This window comes from Paenibacillus tianmuensis (assembly GCF_900100345.1).
In the GTDB taxonomy this organism is placed as follows: domain Bacteria; phylum Bacillota; class Bacilli; order Paenibacillales; family NBRC-103111; genus Paenibacillus_G; species Paenibacillus_G tianmuensis.
Map to the genome: position 1 here is coordinate 264,341 of NZ_FMTT01000001.1, position 19,104 is coordinate 283,444.

The window sequence follows — 19,104 nt, forward strand, 5'->3', positions numbered from 1 at the left end:
GACGCCCTTTATTGCGCGAGCAGAAGACGGAAGCCGTTCGCGGGCAAGTGCAGACGCAAATCTCCGCTGTCCGCGCTCAGCTCTTCTTCGGTCAAGAGATCCTTCCAACGATCGCGATCGACCGGCAAAACCAGCGTATCGGCCTCGGAACCTGCATTCACGGCGACGATCAAACAGTCGCTGCCCAGCGAACGTTCGTAGGCAAGGCGCAAATCGTTTTCCTGTGCAAATCGGAAGGTCAAATCGCCCGTGCGCAGCGCTTCGTATTGTTTGCGCAGCGCGATGACTTGCCGGAAGAACGCGAACAGCTCGCGGTCCTGCTTCGCCTCGTCCCATTCCATGCATTTGCGGCAGCCAGGATCGTGGTCTCCGGTCAGGCCGATTTCGTCGCCGTAATAAACGCAAGGCGTACCGGCTAGCGTGAATTGAAGCAGCGTGGCCAGCTTCATCCGCTGCTTGTCTTCGTCGCAAAGGGTCAGCAGACGCACCGTATCGTGGCTTCCGAGCAGGTTGAAGGCGACTTCATTCGCTTGCTGCGGATAGCTTGCCAGAAGGGTGCCCAAGGCGTTGGCAAAGCTTGCGCCGTCCTGTTCCTTCTTGGCGGCGAATTCGATAATGATATTCGTCAGCGGATAATTCATCACCGCATCGAACTGATCTCCCATGAGCCAGGGCATGGAGTCGTGAAATATTTCGCCGAGGATGTAGGCGTCGGGCTTAGCCTTCTTCACGACGTCGCGGAATTCGCGCCAGAAGCGGTGATCGACCTCATTGGCAACGTCGAGACGCCAGCCGTCGATGTCCACTTCTTCGATCCAGTACTTGGCTACATTCAGCAGATATTCCTTGACTTCGGGATGCTCGGTATTCAGCTTCGGCATGATCGGCTCGTAGGCGAACGTGTCGAAGGTCGGCATGCCATCCTTGACGTCGAGAGGCCATTCCCGTACATGGAACCAGCCGGCGTACCGGGAATCCGCTCCCTTTTCCATGACGTCGAGGAAGGGAGGGAATGTGTGCCCGCAATGGTTGAAGACGGCGTCCAGCAGCACGCGGATGCCGCGCTCGTGACAAGCCTTAACCAGCTTCTTCAGCGTCTCGTTCGTGCCGAAGTGAGGGTCCACCGTCATATAATCGGCGGTATCATATTTATGATTGGTGGTCGCTTTGAAGAGCGGATTGAAATAAATGGCGTTGACGCCAAGCGCGCTCAGGTGATCCAAGTGGTCGATAACGCCTTGCAGATCGCCCCCGAAATAGTTTTTGGGCGTCGGCTCGCCGCCCCACGGTTCCACGCCTTTCGGATTGATATCCGGGTCTCCGTTGGCGAAGCGTTCCGGGAAGATTTGGTAGAAAATAGCATCTTTGACCCAAGCCGGGGGCGTGAACACGTCCGCCGGATTCAGGAAAGGGAAATCGAACATTTTGATGCTGTCTTTCGGCGCTTCGTTCACAATGCCGGTCTCGACAAACCAGACGGTGTCTTCGTCCGTTTCCAGCCGGAAGGCGTACCTCATACGGCGCATGAGCGGCTGGACCGCTACATGCCAATAATCGAACAGCGTGTCGCTGACCCACTTGGTCATGGGGAGCTCTTCGACGGTCCGGTCCCACGCGTATTTGTCGCCGACGATCAAGGTGACCCGCTCCACGTCATCCCGCTTGGTGCGCAGGCGCAGATGGATCGTGCGCTCATCGTAGGCATAGGCCCAGTTGGATTTCGGACGATGGTAAATGGCTTCCAGTAACATGATGTTATCCTCCTTGGCAATAAAAAAAGGTACAGCCCCGATGCGAATACGAGGTTGTACCTTTGGTTGGTAGCATTGCCTTTGAATTTAGCTATACTATAGCACCACTTCGGCAAAAACTCAAGACAGATTCGACCTTCTCGACCTGTTTTTTTGCCGGTGCAATGTGGCAGCATTACGGCTGCCAGTTCACCGTTACGGTTGCCGTACCGCTGGAAGGCGTGGTGAACGTATGGTTGGAGCTGCCTTCCCAGGTGACGGAGTTGCCGTTTTTCTTAAGAAATTTGAATTCGATGGCCGTCCCCGCAGGAACGCTGACATCGTAATACCAAGTCGGATAAGCATACATCACTTTATTAAACAGCGGACCGATCGCTTTGGCCGGTTCCCAATGGCCGAGCTCGCTCACGCTGCCCGTCAGATAAACGTTTTCCCCCAGCGTCGTCGAGGCATTGTTCACCACGAAGCGAACGTTGACCTGCTCATTGGTCAGGAGGTTGAAGTTGCCGTACACGCTGCTGTCCGCAGCGCCGGCCGTTCTGACTTTGATGCCGTATTTGCCCGCTGCGGCCGCCGGTACGACGACTTTGATCTCGGTATCCTCCCAAGAGACGATATTGGCGCCGGTTACGGCCGTCGAGCCGAAATAGACCGTGCCTTTCGTTGAGCCGAAGCCTCTGCCGTCAATGGCGACGGTATTGCCGGCTTTGGCCATCATCGGGCCGACATGTCCGATCACCGGAGCCGTTTGCGCAGTCGTGTACTGCCAGACCGATACGCCGCCGGTGGCCAGCGTAAACGAGGATGCGGCGCCGCCGCTGCCTACCGTCAGGCCGCCACCGTTAAGCAATCCTTCCAGCGCATCGGCGTAATTGCCCGCCGGCAGCGAAGTAACGAGTCCGCTGATCGAGGCGGGGGAGGTCAGGCTGCGGTTGATGGCGACGACCGCTGTGCTGTCGCCGAATTTGCGCTCGTAGATTTTCGGTCAATGGATCCCCGACCCGGAAAAATTCGGGCTGGACTACGCGTTGCCTGCCATGTTCATCGGGCTGTTCATGCTTCAACTGATGGAGCGGTCGAAGGCCGCCGTAGATCTTCTTGTTGCATGTAGCGCCGTCGTGATGGCCATTGCCGGAAGTGTCTTTATAACCGAAAGCGCAGGCGTGCTGATCGCAATCTTGTTCGCTGCAAGTATAGGAGTGTGGATTGAAAAATGGAAATAAGGCCGAGCTTTCTATGGATGCTTCTGGGAGCGTCGCTTGTGACGCTGCTCCCGAGAATTTTGCCGCTTATCGTGCTGAGCCGCATCCGATTGCCGGATTGGGGGCTTCGCTGGCTCGGTCATATCCCGATTGCCGTGATGTCCGCTTTGCTGGCGCAAGAGCTGCTCGTTTCGAAAGGCGCTTTCTCGCCGCAGCCCGTCGCACTGCTGTCCGCCATTCCCGCCTTTGCCGTAGCTTATTTCACGCGGAGCTTGTTGGGCACGGTTGTGATGGGCATTGCGGCGACGATGCTGTTCCGTTATCTTTCATCGCTGCTTGCCTTGTCATGAAGTCGTGAAATTCTCCTTGCGGCAAACATATACAAATGCCGGAGGAACATTGAACGGAACGAAATGAATCTCTTCCATGGCAAATTGTCTGCTGAACTGCTTGCGCATTTGCTGCGAATATTGAAATGCGACAAACTGTCCACCCGGTCTGAGGGAGGCCGTAATTTCGCTGAGAAGCCGATCGCGCAAGCTTTGCGGGAAATTAAAATACGGAAGTCCGCTGATCACGCAGTCGAGCGAATCGATTCCTTCTGCCCGTACAACGGATTGCAAGCATCGAGCATCGTCGTAACAGGCGAAGTCGGCAAATCTTTCTTGCAACCGACCGCGCAGCTCCGCGTCTTTCTCGAACAAAAGAACGCGGGTATTGTCCTTTTTGGCCTTCCGAATATATTCCGTAATCGCGCCTGTACCGGCGCCAAGCTCTGCGACAGCGTTCACGTTCTCCCAGGCTACCGATTCGACCATCTTTTTTGCCAAAAACGCGGAGCTTGGCGTCACGCTGCCGATTTGTTGAGGCGCGCGCGAGAACTTATACAAGAACAGCAGCTTTTCCTGAAGCGTGCTCATGCCAATACTCTCCCTTCTCCATTTTTTTTCTTTATCCTATCGAATAAATCTTCAGAACGAGCACAGAAATTTCCAAAGGAATTCTGAAGAATTGTTAAAGCGGGATAAACCAAATTATTCGGCGTGTAGGTTTGCGGCAACATTTTTGTTAAAATGATACATGTTCCGCACGTACCGAACTTCTGCACAAAGAAAGGGGATCGAGGATGGCATCACGGACTGTTTTGCCGGAACCGGACGATTTAAAGCGGCGCTTGTTAACTCTCGCGGCCTTGGACATGATCTTATGCCCGGAAGAATGGCTCCGGTATCATACGTTTGTTCCGAATTGGACGCCAAACGTCTCGCTTGCGAAAATCGACAACGGCGCCGGAGACTGTTTGTTCGTTTTGTTTGCACTGGAGGGCGTTATTTTGAAAGGATTCGACCACGAATCTGAGCTCAGCCCGCACGCTCAAGACGAGTATGCGGTATGGCCGGGAATTTACGACGGGGCGCCGGAAGCTTTGCTGGCTTTCCTTGAGGATGAAGCGTTGGAGAAAGAAGACGTAACCTTCTGTATATGGCGCGAAACCGGCGACTCGCAATGGAGAACGGGGGAAGTGCGGATGCCGAAAGGCGCAGACGACGGATCGGATTTTTTGCTTGGAACGATCTGCGAAACGCCGGAGAACTATGTGGACTGGGCGGAAGGCTACTTCGACATGCCGATACTGGTCGAGCCCGTCAAAGCTTTGTATGCGGCCCCCGCGATTAGCGTCGAGGCGATCCGTTCCCTGAATCCGGAACGAAACGTAGAGGAAGTTCTTCCGGAGCTTGAAGCTTTAGGGATTACGGTGACGGACCGAGGCAGGTTATCATGATTATGAGGATCGAATCGCTTGGCGCGGAGCCTGTAGAATACTTCGCCTACCGGAACGCGACCGTCTCGGGCGGTATCGCGGAAGCGCAGCTGCCTGTGTACGTGGGACGGATGACCGCTTTGCCGTCATCGATTGACGCGCTGATCGTGACCTCCGATTTGCAGGGGATGATGCGGACCACGGACGGGAAGGACGTCATGCTCGGCGAAGGACTTCCCGATTATTTGTCGCTGCTGATCGGCATCGAGCGGCCCGGTATTGCTCCCGATCGAGTCGGCGTTCTGCTATGCGGCGATCTGTATGGCGACCTCCGGCGAGGGGGCAGCGGCGATCCGTCCGGCGTATGGCTTACATTCGGCGAAACGTTTCGCTGGGTCGTCGGAGTGGCTGGCAATCACGATCTGATGGACGATGCGAAGAAGCGGCAGCTTTCCGGTCGAAGCAACATCTGTCAGATCGATCGGCCGGGAATCGTCGAATTCGGTGGCGCGGCCTGGGGCGGTCTCGGAGGCGTGATCGGCAGACCGGACAAGCCGAACCGGATGGCGGAAGCGGACTACCTGCAAGCGTTGCGCAAGCTGCTTAACAAGCAGCCCCATGCGCTGCTGCTTCACCAAAGCCCGGATGTGCCGGAGCGGGGATGCGCAGGCAGTCCCGAAATTCGTGCTTTATTAGAGAGCGGGCCGGAAGCGCTCGTATTTTGCGGCCATTCCCATTGGAATGACCCGCTGGCTTGCCTGCCCGGCGGAACGCAAGTCTTGAACGTCGATGCCAAGGTGTGCATTTTTACAAGATAGGGCGGAGGCCGGTGGAGTAAAAATTGCCTCTGCCGTCGGGTGCCTGTTTTTTTGCGATGGAACTTTCAATCCATTAGATTTTACCGGGGATCGGCCGATAAAAGGTAGAGTTCGAGTTCGGACAAATTTAACTTTAGGAGGAGAGGGCATGGGAACTTCTGAGCGATTCAAATTCAACAGCAGGCTGCCGTTCGACCCCGGGCTTTTAAAACAGGAGTATGCCATCGATATCGACGATCAGACGCTTATAGGCTTAAGTCAATATCAGGAATGCTGGAATATGGACGAATATGTATATCGTATTTTGACTACGGAAGAAATCGGGGAAATGCTGGACTTTTTGCGGGACTTGGCGTGTCACCGGGGCATCTGTCCGCTGCTTACGGACGACCAGTCCAATAACATAGGCTTGTATACCGAAGGCCCGCTGCGAGATAAAATATGCTACTTGGATCACGAAGAGACCGATTTGTCGCCAGGATTCCGGCATATGGAACGATTCATCGCGAAGTGCTTGCAACATCCCGGAGCGGAGTGGGATCAGTTGGAGCGGGATTACCCTGTCGTGTCCGACCGGGACGAGCAGCATGAGCACAGTGTGCTTGATCTGAAGGTCATTCAAGAGATTGATCGACTCCTCTTGCAGGAAGATCTTGACGAGGATTACACGCGGCAGCTTGTTTTTTCCAAACTGACGATCATGCCTTATGCGGAATCGGAACAGATTTGCCGCTATGTGACTTCGGATGATATGTTTATCCAGGAAAAAGCTGTTATCCTCCTAAGAAAAAGAAACTACACGGCGGCGGCCCATGCTTTGTTCGAGGTTGCCCAGCACGGGATGCATAACGGAAGGATGGCGGCGATCTTCGCGCTGAAGCAATTCCGTACGGAGGAAAGCAAACGGCTGCTGAAGGAATTGGAAACGCTGCTGCCGAAACAATATTTTTAAGTAGGGGTGAGAGCATTGGAACACGCACATACCGAAGGAGAACACCGTTTTCCTTCACCTGAGCAGGATTTCGACATTTATAAAGCGGCCCGAAGCGACGGGGATTTCCAGCACGCTTTATACCATCTGGCCAGCGCCTTGTCGACCGATCCGGCTAACGCCGAATGGCTCCGATCCTTGAACGATTGGATTGATTCGGGCGAGGACCTGCTGCCTTTTGTGCCGGTCGAGGAAAACAATTATTTCGCTGTTATGGCGGTACGAGCTTACATTTACGCCCGGGTGAACAGCTTTAACGAAGCTTTCGGACTCTTGGGGCAGGTGATCAGAGTAAAGCCCGAGGTCCCTTATTTGGTGTGGGTATACGAATGGGAGCCGCGAATCGCGGGCGCAGATCATATCGAAGTGGATACGATCATTGGATTCATCCGCGGAGTGATGCGATCCCTCGATCTGATGCAAGGAAACGAACGGCATAAGGTGCTTGCCGCTTTAGTGTCCGTGCTCCGAAAGATGTGCCAGGCGTATCCTAAAGTTTATATGATGTTCTGGCTGCTTTCCTCAATGCATCGGAGACAGGAGGATGTTCTGGCCGCTTTTGCGGCAGCCAAAACGGCCTACAAGCTGAATAAATGCTGGGATACGGCTATTGGGATGGCGCTTTGCTTCAAACTCCAGGGCAACATTCGCAAGGCGGCTGACTTTTACAAGAAAGCAGGCAGGCTCGATCCCGGCAATGAAGCGGGCTATCTGGATCTGGGCGATCTGTATCTGGAACACGGCTTATACAAAAAAGCGCTGAAAGCTTACAGCCAGGCCGCAAATATCCAGCCCGATCACGAATGGGCGATTCCGTCTATCCTTTATTGCGAGTATATGATCAAACAAGACGCCGAGCGCTTGGGGAAAATCGAAGCCTATTATAAATCGAACGCTTCGAACGGCAGAGCGAGGGAACTGCTGAAACCGTTATTGCCGGGCTCCGAACTTCCTTTTGTCGACTATATCCCGGGGCCGCAGGAAGCCTCCATCAACGTGCTGCGCCAAGTCGCGGAAGAAAACATGGACCTGGAAAGCGGCGGGACGATCAGCCTGACCATTAATTATCTGGAGGCGCCGAGCGCGATCCGTGCGCTGGAGCTTTACTTGAACAACTTCGGCAGAAGCGCTCATCCGCCCAAGCTGGATTTGACCATCGACAACGTCCAAGAGCCGGACCCGAGGCAGCCGATCGCCGAGAACGGCGCCATATTATGGAGTTATGAGGGGGCCATCGCACAGCCGGCCATGCCCAAACCGTCGGGTCAAGCGACCAATGCCGTACGCCGATTGGCGATGACTCCGTACCAAATCGAGGATTGGTACCGCACAGCCGGCGAACTGGCCGGAAGTCTCACCCCTGCGCACCTGCCGGACTTATTCGCCGTCCTGACTCATCCGCCGGAGCCGCCCGAATCGGTATCGAGCTGGCGCTGGCTCCAGCACATTCAATATGCGGCGGTATTCCTTATGGCGCGGCTTAGCCCGTCCAAGCCTTCCGAAGCCTTGTTGTCTCTATGCTACGGTCAATCCGATTGGCCGGTCAATGCGGCGGTGAATGTATTGGCTTATGAAGCGCAAGGCAGTCCCGAGCTGGAAAAAGCGGTATCAGAACTGTTTTTCCAGCTCTCGGAGCGGATTCCGAAAGAAGGCCACTGCTTCTTTACTTATGCGCTGGTTTGCAGCTGGCTGCGGCTTACTTCCATTGACGTTCAGCTTAGGGAACAGCTGGAGCAATGGAAGAACGATCTGGAACAGCAGGAATAGACTGTTTGCCCATGCACGACCGATTCGAGAGGATCGGTCTTTTTTTCATTAAACTACATAGCGAACCGAAAGCTTAAATTCAGTGCAAAAAATGACCGGTCCGGTCAAGCATTCTTTACGGCTGCTCCTAAATCATCGGGGCAGTCGTTGCCATACTCATGCTGAAGCAGCCCCATATGAATAATGTCGTGCCAAGCGCCTTCCCTGAACAAGCTTTGCCGGGAGATTCCCTCCCGCCGGAAGCCTAATTTTTCATAAAGCTTGATCGCTCTATCGTTGAAGGAAAATACTCTCAACGAGACCCGGTGCAGGTTCAGCTCCAGGAACGCATAGTCCAGCAGCAGCTTTATGGCCTCGGTTCCGTAGCCTTTCCCCCAATAAGTTTTGTTGCCGATATCGATGATGCATTCGGCATTCCGGTTTTTGGGATCGATATGGATTAATGATGTAATCCCGAACGGCGTTGCCGAGGTTTTGTCGACCAGAATGTAGCTTTTGGAGGAGGCGGAGCCCAGGATGACTTGATGCACGAATTGTCGCGTCTCTTCGAGATCGTAAATATCGAGCGAAGGACTGGTAGAACGCATAACCTCCAGATCGTTTCTCCACGCATGATACAGCTCCGCATCGTCCGCCGTAGCTTTTCTAAAGATGATTCTGTCGGATTCGAACAACATGGCAAGCACTCCTTTAAGGTAGGATGGATAGTGAAATCTAAATCCTGTCAATCGGGCAAAGCATTTCTTTCAGCGAGAAGAGGAAGACGGTTAACTGATCCTCGACAAGGGTTGTTTCCGCTCCGAGTTGGAACGTATCCAGCATCAAGCCGTCCATAAACGAAACAAAATATAAGGCGACCGCTTCCGGAGAAAGTCGGGGCCGGAATTCTCCCCGCTCCGTACCTTTGACGACGACCGACTCGATAGCCTCCTTAATTCGCAAGTAACGCTGCGCGATGTACGGGAAGCTTTCTTTATTCCGCCTGTATCCGGGGGACAGAAAAAACTCCGCCTTGGCCAGCAGCAGCGTTTGCCCGACTGTCTTTAGGCTGTGCCGCTGACGGTTGACCCAGTCGGTTAGCTGGGGCCAGAGCGGCGAGGAATCGGCCAACTCGAAGAAGAGGATGTCCTGCCGATCGTCAAATTGCAGCACTTCGATAAACGCGTGCTCGATATTGTCGAAGTAGGAATACAGCGCGCCTCTGGATACTCCGGCTTCGTTCAAAATCGATTGCATCGTCGCCTGCGTGTAGCCTTCCCGGATAAACACGCGTCTTGCCGCTTGCAGCAGCTCATGCTTTTTATCCTTTTTGTACTGTTCGCTCACTTTGGGAGACAAGGGGCTCAGCTCCTCCTGATAATAAAAAAGACATGAGTGTCGTTTTTGTCTGCAAGGCTATTATAAACGACATGGATGTCGTTTTCAAGTTGTTAGTGGGCAAAAGTTGTCTGGCGCACTGAACGAATCGGCGCTGTGGATTGCGCAGATGCCGGATCAGCGGCAAGCGCTGGAGGAGACAATGACGGTCATTGCCTTATTGGTGAAAGGGCTCAAAAAATAAGCAAATAGACCATTCCGGCAAAGGAAACGGTCTATTTTTGTGACGAACAGGCTGTCTCAGTTCTTTTTCGCCTTGTTCTCTGCGGTTCTTGCAAGCAGCATGTTCACAAAGAGGTCGATCTGTTCCGTAATGGCAATCGGATCGTACCGGTAAAACGTATCAAAGTCATTCATAAACAACGTATTGTTCTTAGCCGCATTCAGACCTTGCCACACCGACGAAGCTTGCAGCTGCTTCAAAGCCTCGCCTTTTTTCTCCGGATCGTAGGTCGTCAGAAACATGTAGTCGGCCGCATATTTCGGCAGCGTCTCCATCGACAGCTGCACGGAGCCGGTGTTGCCTTTCACCTCGGAACGGACCAAATCCGGCATCTTCAACCCCAGCGCATTATACACCGTCTGGCCGCCACGTCCGGCATTGTCCCCGAATACCCACAGGGTGCCTTTATCAGTCAACTCATAGAGACCGACGGTGGCGTTCGGATCGATGACCCCTTTCAATTTCTCGCGGCCTTGCGCCGCCTTTTGATCGAATGCCGCGATAAATTGCTCTGCTTTTTGCGGTTCGCCGACAATATCGCCGAACTGTTTCACCGTTTCGTAAATGTTGGAAGTCGTGCCGTAAGGGATATGTAGCGTAGGAGCGATTTTGGACAGCTCCTCATAATTTTTGTCGTACATAACGACAATTAGGTCGGGAGTAAGCTCCAGCGTTTTCTCCGCATTCACCGGCGTGCCTACGTCGACGGTTCCTGTGAGCAGCTTTTTCAGAAACGGATTGTCGAAGGTGGTGGGTTCGACGCCGACGACGTTCGCGCCTACGGACAGCAGTTCGCCGCCGTAATAATCTGTGACGATCCGTTTAGGTTTTACCGGGATGTTGATATTGCCTTTGACTGTGGAGAAGCTGCGGGTTGCGGCCAACGATGCTTCCGTGGACGGCTCCTTGGCAGCCTGCTTGGCCGGGGTGGAATCGCCGGCGGTCGTTGCCTTACTGCCGCAAGCGGAGAGCAGCGTAACGAGAAGCAAATAAATGAGGCCTGCGGCCCAAAACGGTTTGTTCTTAAACATCGTTTCCCTCCGTCAATTCAAAAATGAAAATGAGAATCATTATCACAAAAGATAATATCAAAAATGATTCTCAATCGTCAATAAAAATCGGAGAGTAAGCAGCTTAACAAGATTACCGGCCACAGCTGCAAAGACCTTGCAGGCTGGCACGTATGTTTGGATGTCATCGACGCGATTTTGTCCGGCAAAGCAACCGGGTTCCGGGAAGAGGAATGGAAAACATGGCACGAACAATACGTCCGAGCCTTGACGCCAATCTTAAGCGCGGACGGATAACAATAAGCTCCTGTCTCCGCCCGATCGATGCTCTCCAAGCTGCGGCCCGAGGCCTTGAACTCAAGGTATAGCGGCCTGCAGCTTTTCCGGCACCTAATCTTCATTCAGCTCCTCATCTATCGACGTGGTTCCCTTGCACAGCTCCGGGAACGAGAGGGCTACTTGCTTGCATGTAGTAAAGCCTTCCTCATCCTCATAGCCCAGATTGCCGGAATGCGCCGCCAAGATCGGATACTCGTCCTCGATCATGTCATCTCTCATATCCAAAATATAATGATTCCCGCAGCCGTCCATCCCGATAGAGACGGAGCCGGCCATGTATTCGGGGAATTCGTATGCCAAGTTGTATTCTCTCAATTCCTTCGTGCCGAAAAATTGAAAATAGCGGTCGCCGGTTGTAAACTCCCCGCCGTTCGAATAGCGCAAAAAGTCCAAGTAGCTGTCCGGCAGCTTCTTCTGCGGCAGGTCCCACAACGACGGATCAAAGGGCTTGTACTCCTCATGAAGCGGATCATTCACAGGAAAAGGATTTTTCTGACGCTCCGCAATCCCGGCGATTTCTTGCGGCGAAAGCTTCTCGTTCCATGTCTTTACCAAGCGGTCAAGCTCGTCTTGGGTCGCTCCTTCCAGCTTATGATATTGCCTCTCAAACACGTTGCTCCACATTGCCGATTTCCCCCAATCGTACGCTGTTTGATTTGATGTCAGCTTATTATATAGTACAACGAAGCCGGGCATCAACTCGTTGAACGCTATTGAGGGACCAAAGGCATGCTCCGGGGCGTTATTTTGCCGCCGCCCGAGGAGGCGTCAGCAGCTTGCCGATTTGCTGCAAAAATCTGTCGTACATCGCGACTTCCGTATTGTTAAGGAACAGCAGCTCGCGGACTTGTCGCTTTTTCAAAAAAGGAACGAGCGGCTGGTCGAACTGGCGCGGATCGATGACGTAAATTTCCTTATAGTGCGGCAGCAAAAAAGGAATCAGCGCATTGCCGTACGAATCTTTGACGACAGCGACCCGGCGGTCGCTCTCGGCTTCGGTCTTAACGAGGCCCCAAGGCTGGTCGCCGCTCAGAAAGATCCGATATTTGTTCTTTTTGGCCGCATGGCTCTTGTCCAACAGCTCCATCCGTAGCGGAGCGGCGTAATGCACTGCATATTCGTGCTTGACGAACGGCTTGTACAGCACAAGGGTATCTGGAACCTTCTGAAGCTGGGAGCTCAATGTCGCGGAATATAAGGAGCCGAGAAAGCCCGTTACGCACGCAGACGCTTATTCTTTGTCGACGGGCTGATGTATCCGGTCATCGTACCGGTCGAAATACAACTGTCCGTTCGAGCTTTTTACGGCGTAACAGATGTCCCCGATGGTAAGGCTCCTCGATTTGGCTTGCGAAATAAGCCATTCTTCACTGATATGGTTTTTGATGCAGGTGTCGGAAATGATCTGTCCGTCCATAATGAGCTCAACCGGAAACGATTGTTTGTTCATCTGCAGATTCATATCTTTACGTGTCACAGGCAGGTACTCCGGTTTGCGCAGCACGGTGATCTTCCCGTTTAGTTCGAGCACGGCATATTGGACTTCTTCGATATTAAAAATATTTTTTTCCCTGAGCTCCTGGTTTAAGGTATCCATCGTCATTTTCAGCTTGCGCATATTGCTTTCCAGAATTTTGCCGTCTTCCATTATGACGGTTGGTTGACCGGAGACCCATTTGCGAATCGCCCGGCTCTTAAGTGCCAGAGCCATCAGTAAATAGGCTATGCCGCTGAACGTGACGATGGCGACCAGCACCTGCCATACGTTCATGGATGTATTAATAGATAAATTCGCGGTCATAGCGCCCAAGGTAATTGTTGCGACAAAATCATGATACGTCATCCGGGAAATCGTCGATTTTCCAAGAATGCGGGTAACGAACATCATGACGATGAAAGCCCCGGTAGACCTCATTAACGTATCGATAATATGTGCCATGCCCTATCTCCTTATCTGCAAAGCTAATCCTCAACTGCCCCATAGTATCGCCATTGTTGGGAGGGTTAATTCCATAATAGGTAAGAAGTGTAAGGGTGATGCCAGGTTCATCGGAAGGATCGGGGGCGGATTCGATACTGGGGTATACCGCCGGGGTATACCATCAAAACGCACATCATTCGAAGCTGGGCGTATCCGGACGGATCGAGGCGGTGGAGAAAGCGCGGAAGATGGGGCTTCATTAGCGGAAAATGTCAAAGACTCATACCCGCGCATGCCGGATATGAGTCTTTTGTTTGTAGGCCGTTGTGCGGCCAAACGGGCGAACCGCTTCTATTCTTCGTGGTTGAACTGCCACTGGATACCGAATTTATCGGTTAATTGGCCGTAGCATTTGCTCCAGAACGTCTCTTGCAGTTCCATGCCAACCTTGCCGCCTTCTTTGAGCTTATTGAAATACGTTTTAATTTCATCGATGTTTTTGCTGATTACGGAAAGGCTGATGTTGTTTCCGGCGGTAAATGGCATACCAGGGAAAACGTCGGAAAACATCACGTCGCTCCCGTTAACGGTAATGCGGGCATGCATGACCAAATGCTTGGCTTCCTCCGGCAGCGTGTACTCCGGGTTAGGCGGCGCATCGCCGAAGGTCATGATTTGCGGTTTCTCCGTTCCGAAAGCCTCCGCGTAAAATTCGACCGCTTCACGACTATTTCCGTTGAAGTTCAGATACACATTGATAGCCATTAATTTCGCTCCTTCGTTCGAATAGGATGGTCTGCATTATTTAGCCTTGCCCCTACCAGTATACCTCGAACCGGAGCCATTTTAAACAGCGTCATCCGTAAGATTTGGAGTTGATCAAATCTTATACCAGCCAAACGCCCATACCAACAGGCCTCCCCTAACATATTGTAGTAGGTGAATACCTATGTCGGGGAGGAAACATGCATGTTTTATTCAAGTCAGGTTCCATCGAATTCATGGTATCAGCCTTCGTATGATGCAATAAATGCTGTCTATCCGGTAGCGTACCCATATAACTCGTACAGAGGACAGATGAACTATTTTCCTTATGCGAAAACGTCTATACCGTACTTAAGAAACGAACCCGTTCCGCTGCAACATTCCGGGTGTATTAGTAAAGCAGAAGTGGAATTAAACCGGACGTTCCGGACGCTCTGGGAACAACACGTCGCTTGGACGAGGATGCTGATTATAAGCATCGCTGCGGATTTGCCGGATGAGGCGCTGGTTACGGAACGTCTCCTTCGGAATGCTCCCGATATGGGTGCCGTGTTTAGACGTTACTATGGTGATAAGATAGCCTCGCAGTTCAGCAGCTTATTTAGAGATCATCTTGTGATTGCAGCGCAGCTTGTCAAAGCGGCGAAGGCTGGAAATAACCAGGCAGCTGCGGAAGCGGAGAAAAGATGGTATGCGAATGCGGATGACATTGCAGCTTTCTTAAGCAGTTTCAATCCGAACTGGCCGAAGCCGGTTTTGACGAAGATGCTGTATGAACATTTGCACATGACCAAAGAGGAAGCCGTTTTCAGGTTGTCCCACAAATTCAAATCCGATATTGAGACCTTCGATCAGATTGAGAAACAGGCGCTGGAAATGGCCGATGCGTTTACCGACGGAATCGTAAAGCAGTTCCCCAATCTTTTTAATAAGTAACGGAAGGTTATCCCGATTTTTTACCGGATAGCCTTTTTTCTTTTAAGATGGGCTGCGGCGTTGCGAGTACGACTTTTCCTTGTGTACTATGGTTTTCAGAAATTATAATAGAACAATCAAAATTTTTCAGGCTGAATTTAAAAGAACAGGGGTAGTAGCTTTCATGGAAGCCAATGTTGTTCGTTATTATCGTTTCGGTGAACCTGGCGAGGTGCTGCGAGTCGAAAAGAAGCCGCCGCTTTTGCCGGGACCGGGTGAAATCTCTGTCAAAATGCGGGCACGGCCCATTAATCCGTCGGATGTGATCCCGATTCGGGGAGCGTATCCTCACCGGATTACGTTGCCCGCGGTCCCGGGTTATGAGGGGGTAGGGGTTGTGGAAGCCATAGGGCCGGGGGTTCCGAAGCAAATGTTGGGGATGCGTGTACTGCCTTTGCAAGGCGACGGCACGTGGCAGGACTATGTGACAGCCCCCGCCAAATTTGCCGTTCCCGTACCGGAACACATCGACGACGACACGGCTTGCCAGCTATACATTAACCCGGTTACCGCCTGGCTGATCTGCCGCACGGCGCTCCGGTTAACGCACGGGGATGTGTTGGTTGTCAATGCGGCGGGTTCTGCTATCGGGAGAATGTTTGCCCAATTGTCGCCTGTTTTCGGATACAGGATGATTGCTCTGACGCGCAGCGACCGTCATACCTCCGAGCTGCAGCGTCTTGGGGCGGCCTATGTGTTTAATACGGCGGAAGACTCCGTCCGGGATCGAATTTTAGAAGCCACAGCAGGCCAAGGCGCCACGGCGGCCATCGACAGTATCGGAGGACCCGAAGGCGAAAAGCTGGTGCGCTGCTTAAAGAAGGACGGAACGGTTATAAGCATCGGGTTGCTTTCAGGTATTCCAGCGGTGTGGCATGAAGCGGTTCGGGGAACGCAGGTCCGCGTCCTGCCGTTTTATCTCCGGCAATGGGTACGGAATTCGTCGCAGGCGGAATGGGAGGAGGTTTTTGAGCACGTGCTGCGTCTCGTGCAGGAGAAAAAGCTGACCATGATGCAGATCGGGGCTAAATTTGAATTGACGGACGCCATAAGCGCGATCCATGCCGCGGAGTCAGGCATCCACGGGAAAATTCTATTGTTGAGCTAATAAAGCAGTTGCACCGGATGCGGCAGGAGATGAACATGGAATGGAGAAAAAGTAAGAAATGAAGTTGATTCGCAAGGAGGCAAGGCAATGAACTCGAAAGAGGATAAAGCGAGAGAAATCGTGCGGGGCGTCTGCTCATTGGACTGTCCCGATCAGTGCGGCTTGCTGCTGCACAAAGAAGCGGGACGAATCGTGAAGGTTGAGGGAGATCCCGAGCATCCGATGACGCAGGGCGCCATCTGCAACAAAGTGCGCCATATGGCCGAGCGCCTGTATGACCCGTCCCGTCTTCGTTATCCGATGAAACGAACGGGGATGAAGGGAGACGGCACGTTCAAGCGTATCTCGTGGGAGGAAGCGATCGAGACGATCGTGTCCAAGTGGAAGACGCTTATAGCGACGGAAGGGGCGGAAAGCATCCTGCCGTACAGCTTTTACGGGAATATGGGGAGAATCGGAGCGGAAGGCATGGACCGGCGTTTCTTCCACCGCTTGGGCGCCAGCCGACTTGAACATACGATATGCGAAGCCGCCGGGACGGAAGGGTACCGCTATACGATGGGCGGGAGCTACGGAACGTCCCCGGAGGATACGGTCCATGCCAAGCTAATTGTGATGTGGGGCATTAATGCGGTAAGCACCAACCTGCATCAGATCGTGCTTGCGGAGAAGGCGCGCAAGAACGGCGCACGTATTGTGGCGATCGACGTTCACCGCAACCGGACGGCCAAATGGGCGGACTGGTTTATTCCGATTCGCCCGGGAACGGATGCCGCTCTTGCGCTTGGCCTAATGCATATTTTGTTCGAAGAGGACATGACGGACGAAACGTTCTTACAAACGTATACGGTAGGACACGAAAAGCTCCGTCAGCATGTGAAGTCGTATGACCCGGAATTCGTATCCTCCGTTACGGGCGTGCCCGTGGAAGACATTTATGAGCTTGCCCGGCTCTACGGCCGTACGACTCCATCCTTCATTCGGATCGGCAACGGAATTCAGCACCATGACAACGGAGGGATGTGCGTTCGAACGATCGCCTGTCTTCCGGCGCTGACAGGCCAATGGCTGCACCGCGGCGGCGGGGCGATCAAAGGCAACGGCAGCTATTTGGAATTCAATAAAGCGGCCCTGCAGCGTCCGCAATTGCGCAAGCAGCCGGCTCGCTACATCAATATGAATCTGCTGGGAAATGCGCTGCTGGAGCTTGATCCGCCTATCCGTTCGCTATACGTGTACAATTCGAATCCGGCGGTCGTCGCCCCGCATGCCGGCAAAGTACGGCAAGGGCTGATGCGCGAAGATTTGTTCACGGTGGTACATGACTTGTTTCTTACGGAGACCGCGCGGTACGCCGATCTGGTGCTCCCGGCGACGTCTTCCTTCGAAAACCATGATATTTACCGTTCCTACTGGCATCATTACGTCCAGATTCAACAGCCAGCCATTGCACCTTACGGCGAAAGCAAGTCCAATCCGGACATCTTCCGGCTGTTGGCCCAAGGCATGGGTTTCGAAGAAGAAGCTTTTCGCGATTCCGACGAGGACATGATCCGGCAAGCGCTGAACAATCCGGCCAATCCGAATCTGGAAGGCATTACGTATGAGCGGCTTCTGGAGGAGCAGTACGTCAGAGCGAACGTCCGGCCGTTGTTTCCGGGCAAGCTGCCTACGCCAAGTGGAAAGATCGAGCTCTACTCCAGAGCGATGGAGCTTAAAGGCCTTCCGCCGCTGCCTACGTACACGCCGTTGCAAACGGACGAGGATCTGCCGTTTCAATTTATTCCGGCGCCCAATCACAATTTCTTAAACTCGACGTTCTCGCACAATGCCAAGCATATCCGGCTGGAAGGCGAGCCGAAGCTCTACATGCATGCGGAGGACGCTGCGAGCTTGGATATCCGGAACGGCGAACGTGTCCGGATCTGGAACACGCGCGGCTCGTGCGAGCTAACCGCGTCGGTGGGCGATGACGTCGTTCCCGGCACTGTCGTCAGTCAGGGCTTATGGGCGGACGCGGAAGGAAGCAGCCGCTTGGTGAATGCTCTGACCCCGGACCGGCTGGCGGATATGGGCGGCGGGGCCGTCTTTTTCTCGGGACGGGTACAGGTGGAGAAGCTGGAGAGCGCCACAACTTTTTTAGACAAAATATGAGTCTTTAGTTTCATTACCTCTATGAAAAAAACAGGACAATAGGCAGAAAGTAAATCGACTTATAAGTCTATCGGTTCAAAAAAGATGGCATTCCTTGCCAACGGAATCGTTTGAATGGAATAATGAAAGGGCCATATCGGGCGCGGAAGCTTCGTCTCAGGGGGAAGGTGTGACTTAAGACATATGCGTCCGAACGTACAACAATATGGAAAGTTTATGCGCGGAGGGGAATCGTGGCGAAGCGAAACAAACATCCTTATGAAAAGTTGAACATCGGCATCGTGGAGCAATATTCCAAAATCGTTCCCCGTTCAGAGCTGCAGCAATGGCTGGATAAGGGATGGCTCGAAGCGCCGGGGTATGCCGGTTTTCTGTACGAAGCCGAAGACCATGAGACGATGCTGCTGGGCATTCCCCAGCGGTTGACGGACGGCGGTCCGGAGCGGCTGATTGGCGCGGAGATCGTCGATTTCGGCGCGAATTACGGAACGTACGGGATGGGCGGCCCCGGATTTTTCGGGCTGACCTTAGTAACGCCTGAGGGGGAAGAACGGACGCTGGTGTATGCGGTTTGGGAATCGGCGGAATATATTTTGCTGGACGATCGGGTTCTCTCCTGCCATCCCAGCCATTACGGCCGCTTTCATCCGTGGCTGTCGGACTATGCCAACGGGGACATCCCGAATTGGGACGAGCTCACCGGAGAGCTGATCGGCGCCAAGATCGAGTCGGCCGTCGTTGCGGAGGATACGCTGTCCATCCGCATCCGGTCCCGGAATCAGCCGCGGACGCTGGAATATACGAAGAAAGACGGCAGGCTGCCGCCTATGGGCAACGGAAACAGGAGGAAAGCGGCATTCCGCCAAGGCGTCATCGGCGATTACCTTCTTCTGGTGGAGGACGGAACGGTTTTGCATGTATGACCAGTTGGCATGGATAAC

19 protein-coding genes and 3 pseudogenes are annotated in these 19,104 nt (G+C 53.3%); 12 read left to right on the top strand and 10 right to left on the bottom strand.

The genetic code is table 11. The features are described from left to right. Positions 1–8: 8 nt before the first annotated feature. Positions 9–1,751 carry an alpha-glycosidase gene (locus BLO51_RS01365; RefSeq protein WP_090666007.1) on the bottom strand — a complete coding sequence of 581 codons (1,743 nt, stop codon included), beginning with the start codon at positions 1,749–1,751 and terminating at the stop codon, positions 9–11. Between the two features lie 175 nt (positions 1,752–1,926). Continuing rightward, a pseudogene (locus BLO51_RS01370) lies at positions 1,927–2,730 on the bottom strand (carbohydrate-binding module family 20 domain-containing protein); the annotation flags it as partial. Here BLO51_RS01370 and BLO51_RS01375 point away from each other — a divergent pair. Together BLO51_RS01375 and BLO51_RS01380 are read left to right on the top strand one after the other, a co-directional pair. Beyond that, a pseudogene (locus BLO51_RS01375) lies at positions 2,729–2,974 on the top strand (branched-chain amino acid ABC transporter permease); the annotation flags it as partial. The pseudogenes BLO51_RS01370 and BLO51_RS01375 sit on opposite strands and share 2 nt — an antisense overlap. Then, positions 2,965–3,303, top strand: a complete 339-nt coding sequence (locus BLO51_RS01380; RefSeq protein WP_090666011.1) for an AzlD domain-containing protein — start codon at positions 2,965–2,967, stop codon at positions 3,301–3,303. The pseudogene BLO51_RS01375 and the gene BLO51_RS01380, both read left to right, overlap by 10 nt. Here BLO51_RS01380 and BLO51_RS01385 read toward each other — a convergent pair. Continuing rightward, positions 3,298–3,873, bottom strand: a complete 576-nt coding sequence (locus BLO51_RS01385) for a class I SAM-dependent methyltransferase (protein ID WP_090666013.1) — start codon at positions 3,871–3,873, stop codon at positions 3,298–3,300. The genes BLO51_RS01380 and BLO51_RS01385 overlap by 6 nt on opposite strands. Before the next feature lie 206 nt (positions 3,874–4,079). Here BLO51_RS01385 and BLO51_RS01390 point away from each other — a divergent pair, with 206 nt between their 5' ends. The 4 genes from BLO51_RS01390 to BLO51_RS01405 all read left to right on the top strand — a co-directional run bounded on the left by BLO51_RS01390 (position 4,080) and on the right by BLO51_RS01405 (position 8,291). Beyond that, a complete protein-coding gene (locus BLO51_RS01390; RefSeq protein WP_090666015.1) occupies positions 4,080–4,736 on the top strand; it encodes a hypothetical protein in 657 nt (218 codons plus the stop codon). Next, on the top strand, positions 4,733–5,533 hold the full coding sequence (locus BLO51_RS01395) for a metallophosphoesterase family protein (protein WP_090666017.1): 801 nt from the start codon (positions 4,733–4,735) through the stop codon (positions 5,531–5,533). Before BLO51_RS01390 ends, BLO51_RS01395 begins: the two co-directional genes overlap by 4 nt. Before the next feature lie 148 nt (positions 5,534–5,681). Continuing rightward, the gene (locus BLO51_RS01400) at positions 5,682–6,485 is read left to right on the top strand and encodes a hypothetical protein (protein WP_090666019.1); all 804 of its coding nucleotides are present in this window, start codon (positions 5,682–5,684) and stop codon (positions 6,483–6,485) included. Between the two features lie 6 nt (positions 6,486–6,491). After that, positions 6,492–8,291: a tetratricopeptide repeat protein gene (locus BLO51_RS01405; protein ID WP_217266670.1), complete on the top strand. Its 1,800-nt coding sequence runs from the start codon at positions 6,492–6,494 to the stop codon at positions 8,289–8,291. Positions 8,292–8,395: 104 nt separating this feature from the next. On the opposite strand, the gene BLO51_RS01410 is transcribed toward BLO51_RS01405, so the two are convergent. Further along, positions 8,396–8,968: a GNAT family N-acetyltransferase gene (locus tag BLO51_RS01410; protein WP_090666023.1), complete on the bottom strand. Its 573-nt coding sequence runs from the start codon at positions 8,966–8,968 to the stop codon at positions 8,396–8,398. Positions 8,969–9,005: 37 nt separating this feature from the next. Continuing rightward, positions 9,006–9,629 (bottom strand): TetR/AcrR family transcriptional regulator, encoded by a 624-nt coding sequence (locus tag BLO51_RS01415; RefSeq protein ID WP_090666025.1) that lies wholly within the window; start codon positions 9,627–9,629, stop codon positions 9,006–9,008. Between the two features lie 106 nt (positions 9,630–9,735). Between BLO51_RS01415 and BLO51_RS30945 the strand changes: the two genes are divergently transcribed. Continuing rightward, entirely contained in the window at positions 9,736–9,852 is a 117-nt protein-coding gene (locus tag BLO51_RS30945) for a hypothetical protein (protein WP_342672320.1), read from the top strand. A gap of 56 nt (positions 9,853–9,908) precedes the next feature. Here BLO51_RS30945 and BLO51_RS01420 read toward each other — a convergent pair whose 3' ends face one another. The 4 genes and pseudogenes from BLO51_RS01420 to BLO51_RS01440 all read right to left on the bottom strand — a co-directional run bounded on the left by BLO51_RS01420 (position 9,909) and on the right by BLO51_RS01440 (position 13,179). Continuing rightward, positions 9,909–10,922: an iron-hydroxamate ABC transporter substrate-binding protein gene (locus BLO51_RS01420; protein ID WP_090666027.1), complete on the bottom strand. Its 1,014-nt coding sequence runs from the start codon at positions 10,920–10,922 to the stop codon at positions 9,909–9,911. Between the two features lie 369 nt (positions 10,923–11,291). Continuing rightward, positions 11,292–11,864, bottom strand: a complete 573-nt coding sequence (locus BLO51_RS01430) for an SMI1/KNR4 family protein (RefSeq protein ID WP_090666030.1) — start codon at positions 11,862–11,864, stop codon at positions 11,292–11,294. A 118-nt stretch (positions 11,865–11,982) separates the two neighbouring features. Beyond that, positions 11,983–12,444: pseudogene (locus tag BLO51_RS01435) on the bottom strand (DHHW family protein); the annotation flags it as partial. 27 nt (positions 12,445–12,471) lie between these two features. Then, positions 12,472–13,179, bottom strand: a complete 708-nt coding sequence (locus BLO51_RS01440; RefSeq protein WP_090666035.1) for a DUF421 domain-containing protein — start codon at positions 13,177–13,179, stop codon at positions 12,472–12,474. A gap of 98 nt (positions 13,180–13,277) precedes the next feature. Here BLO51_RS01440 and BLO51_RS29005 point away from each other — a divergent pair, with 98 nt between their 5' ends. Beyond that, the gene (locus BLO51_RS29005) at positions 13,278–13,424 is read left to right on the top strand and encodes a hypothetical protein (RefSeq protein WP_167670069.1); all 147 of its coding nucleotides are present in this window, start codon (positions 13,278–13,280) and stop codon (positions 13,422–13,424) included. Positions 13,425–13,512: 88 nt separating this feature from the next. Here BLO51_RS29005 and BLO51_RS01445 read toward each other — a convergent pair whose 3' ends face one another. Continuing rightward, the gene (locus tag BLO51_RS01445; RefSeq protein ID WP_090666038.1) at positions 13,513–13,926 is read right to left on the bottom strand and encodes a VOC family protein; all 414 of its coding nucleotides are present in this window, start codon (positions 13,924–13,926) and stop codon (positions 13,513–13,515) included. A 462-nt stretch (positions 13,927–14,388) separates the two neighbouring features. On the opposite strand from BLO51_RS01445, the gene BLO51_RS01450 reads away from it, so the two are divergent. The 4 genes from BLO51_RS01450 to BLO51_RS01465 all read left to right on the top strand — a co-directional run bounded on the left by BLO51_RS01450 (position 14,389) and on the right by BLO51_RS01465 (position 19,086). Beyond that, complete coding sequence (locus BLO51_RS01450; protein WP_090666193.1) at positions 14,389–14,862, top strand: hypothetical protein; 474 nt, start codon at positions 14,389–14,391, stop codon at positions 14,860–14,862. Between the two features lie 163 nt (positions 14,863–15,025). After that, a complete protein-coding gene (locus tag BLO51_RS01455; RefSeq protein WP_167670070.1) occupies positions 15,026–16,009 on the top strand; it encodes a zinc-dependent alcohol dehydrogenase family protein in 984 nt (327 codons plus the stop codon). Between the two features lie 87 nt (positions 16,010–16,096). Then, positions 16,097–18,163, top strand: a complete 2,067-nt coding sequence (locus tag BLO51_RS01460; RefSeq protein WP_090666041.1) for a molybdopterin-containing oxidoreductase family protein — start codon at positions 16,097–16,099, stop codon at positions 18,161–18,163. A 233-nt stretch (positions 18,164–18,396) separates the two neighbouring features. After that, a complete protein-coding gene (locus BLO51_RS01465) occupies positions 18,397–19,086 on the top strand; it encodes a hypothetical protein (RefSeq protein WP_090666043.1) in 690 nt (229 codons plus the stop codon). Positions 19,087–19,104 lie beyond the last annotated feature (18 nt).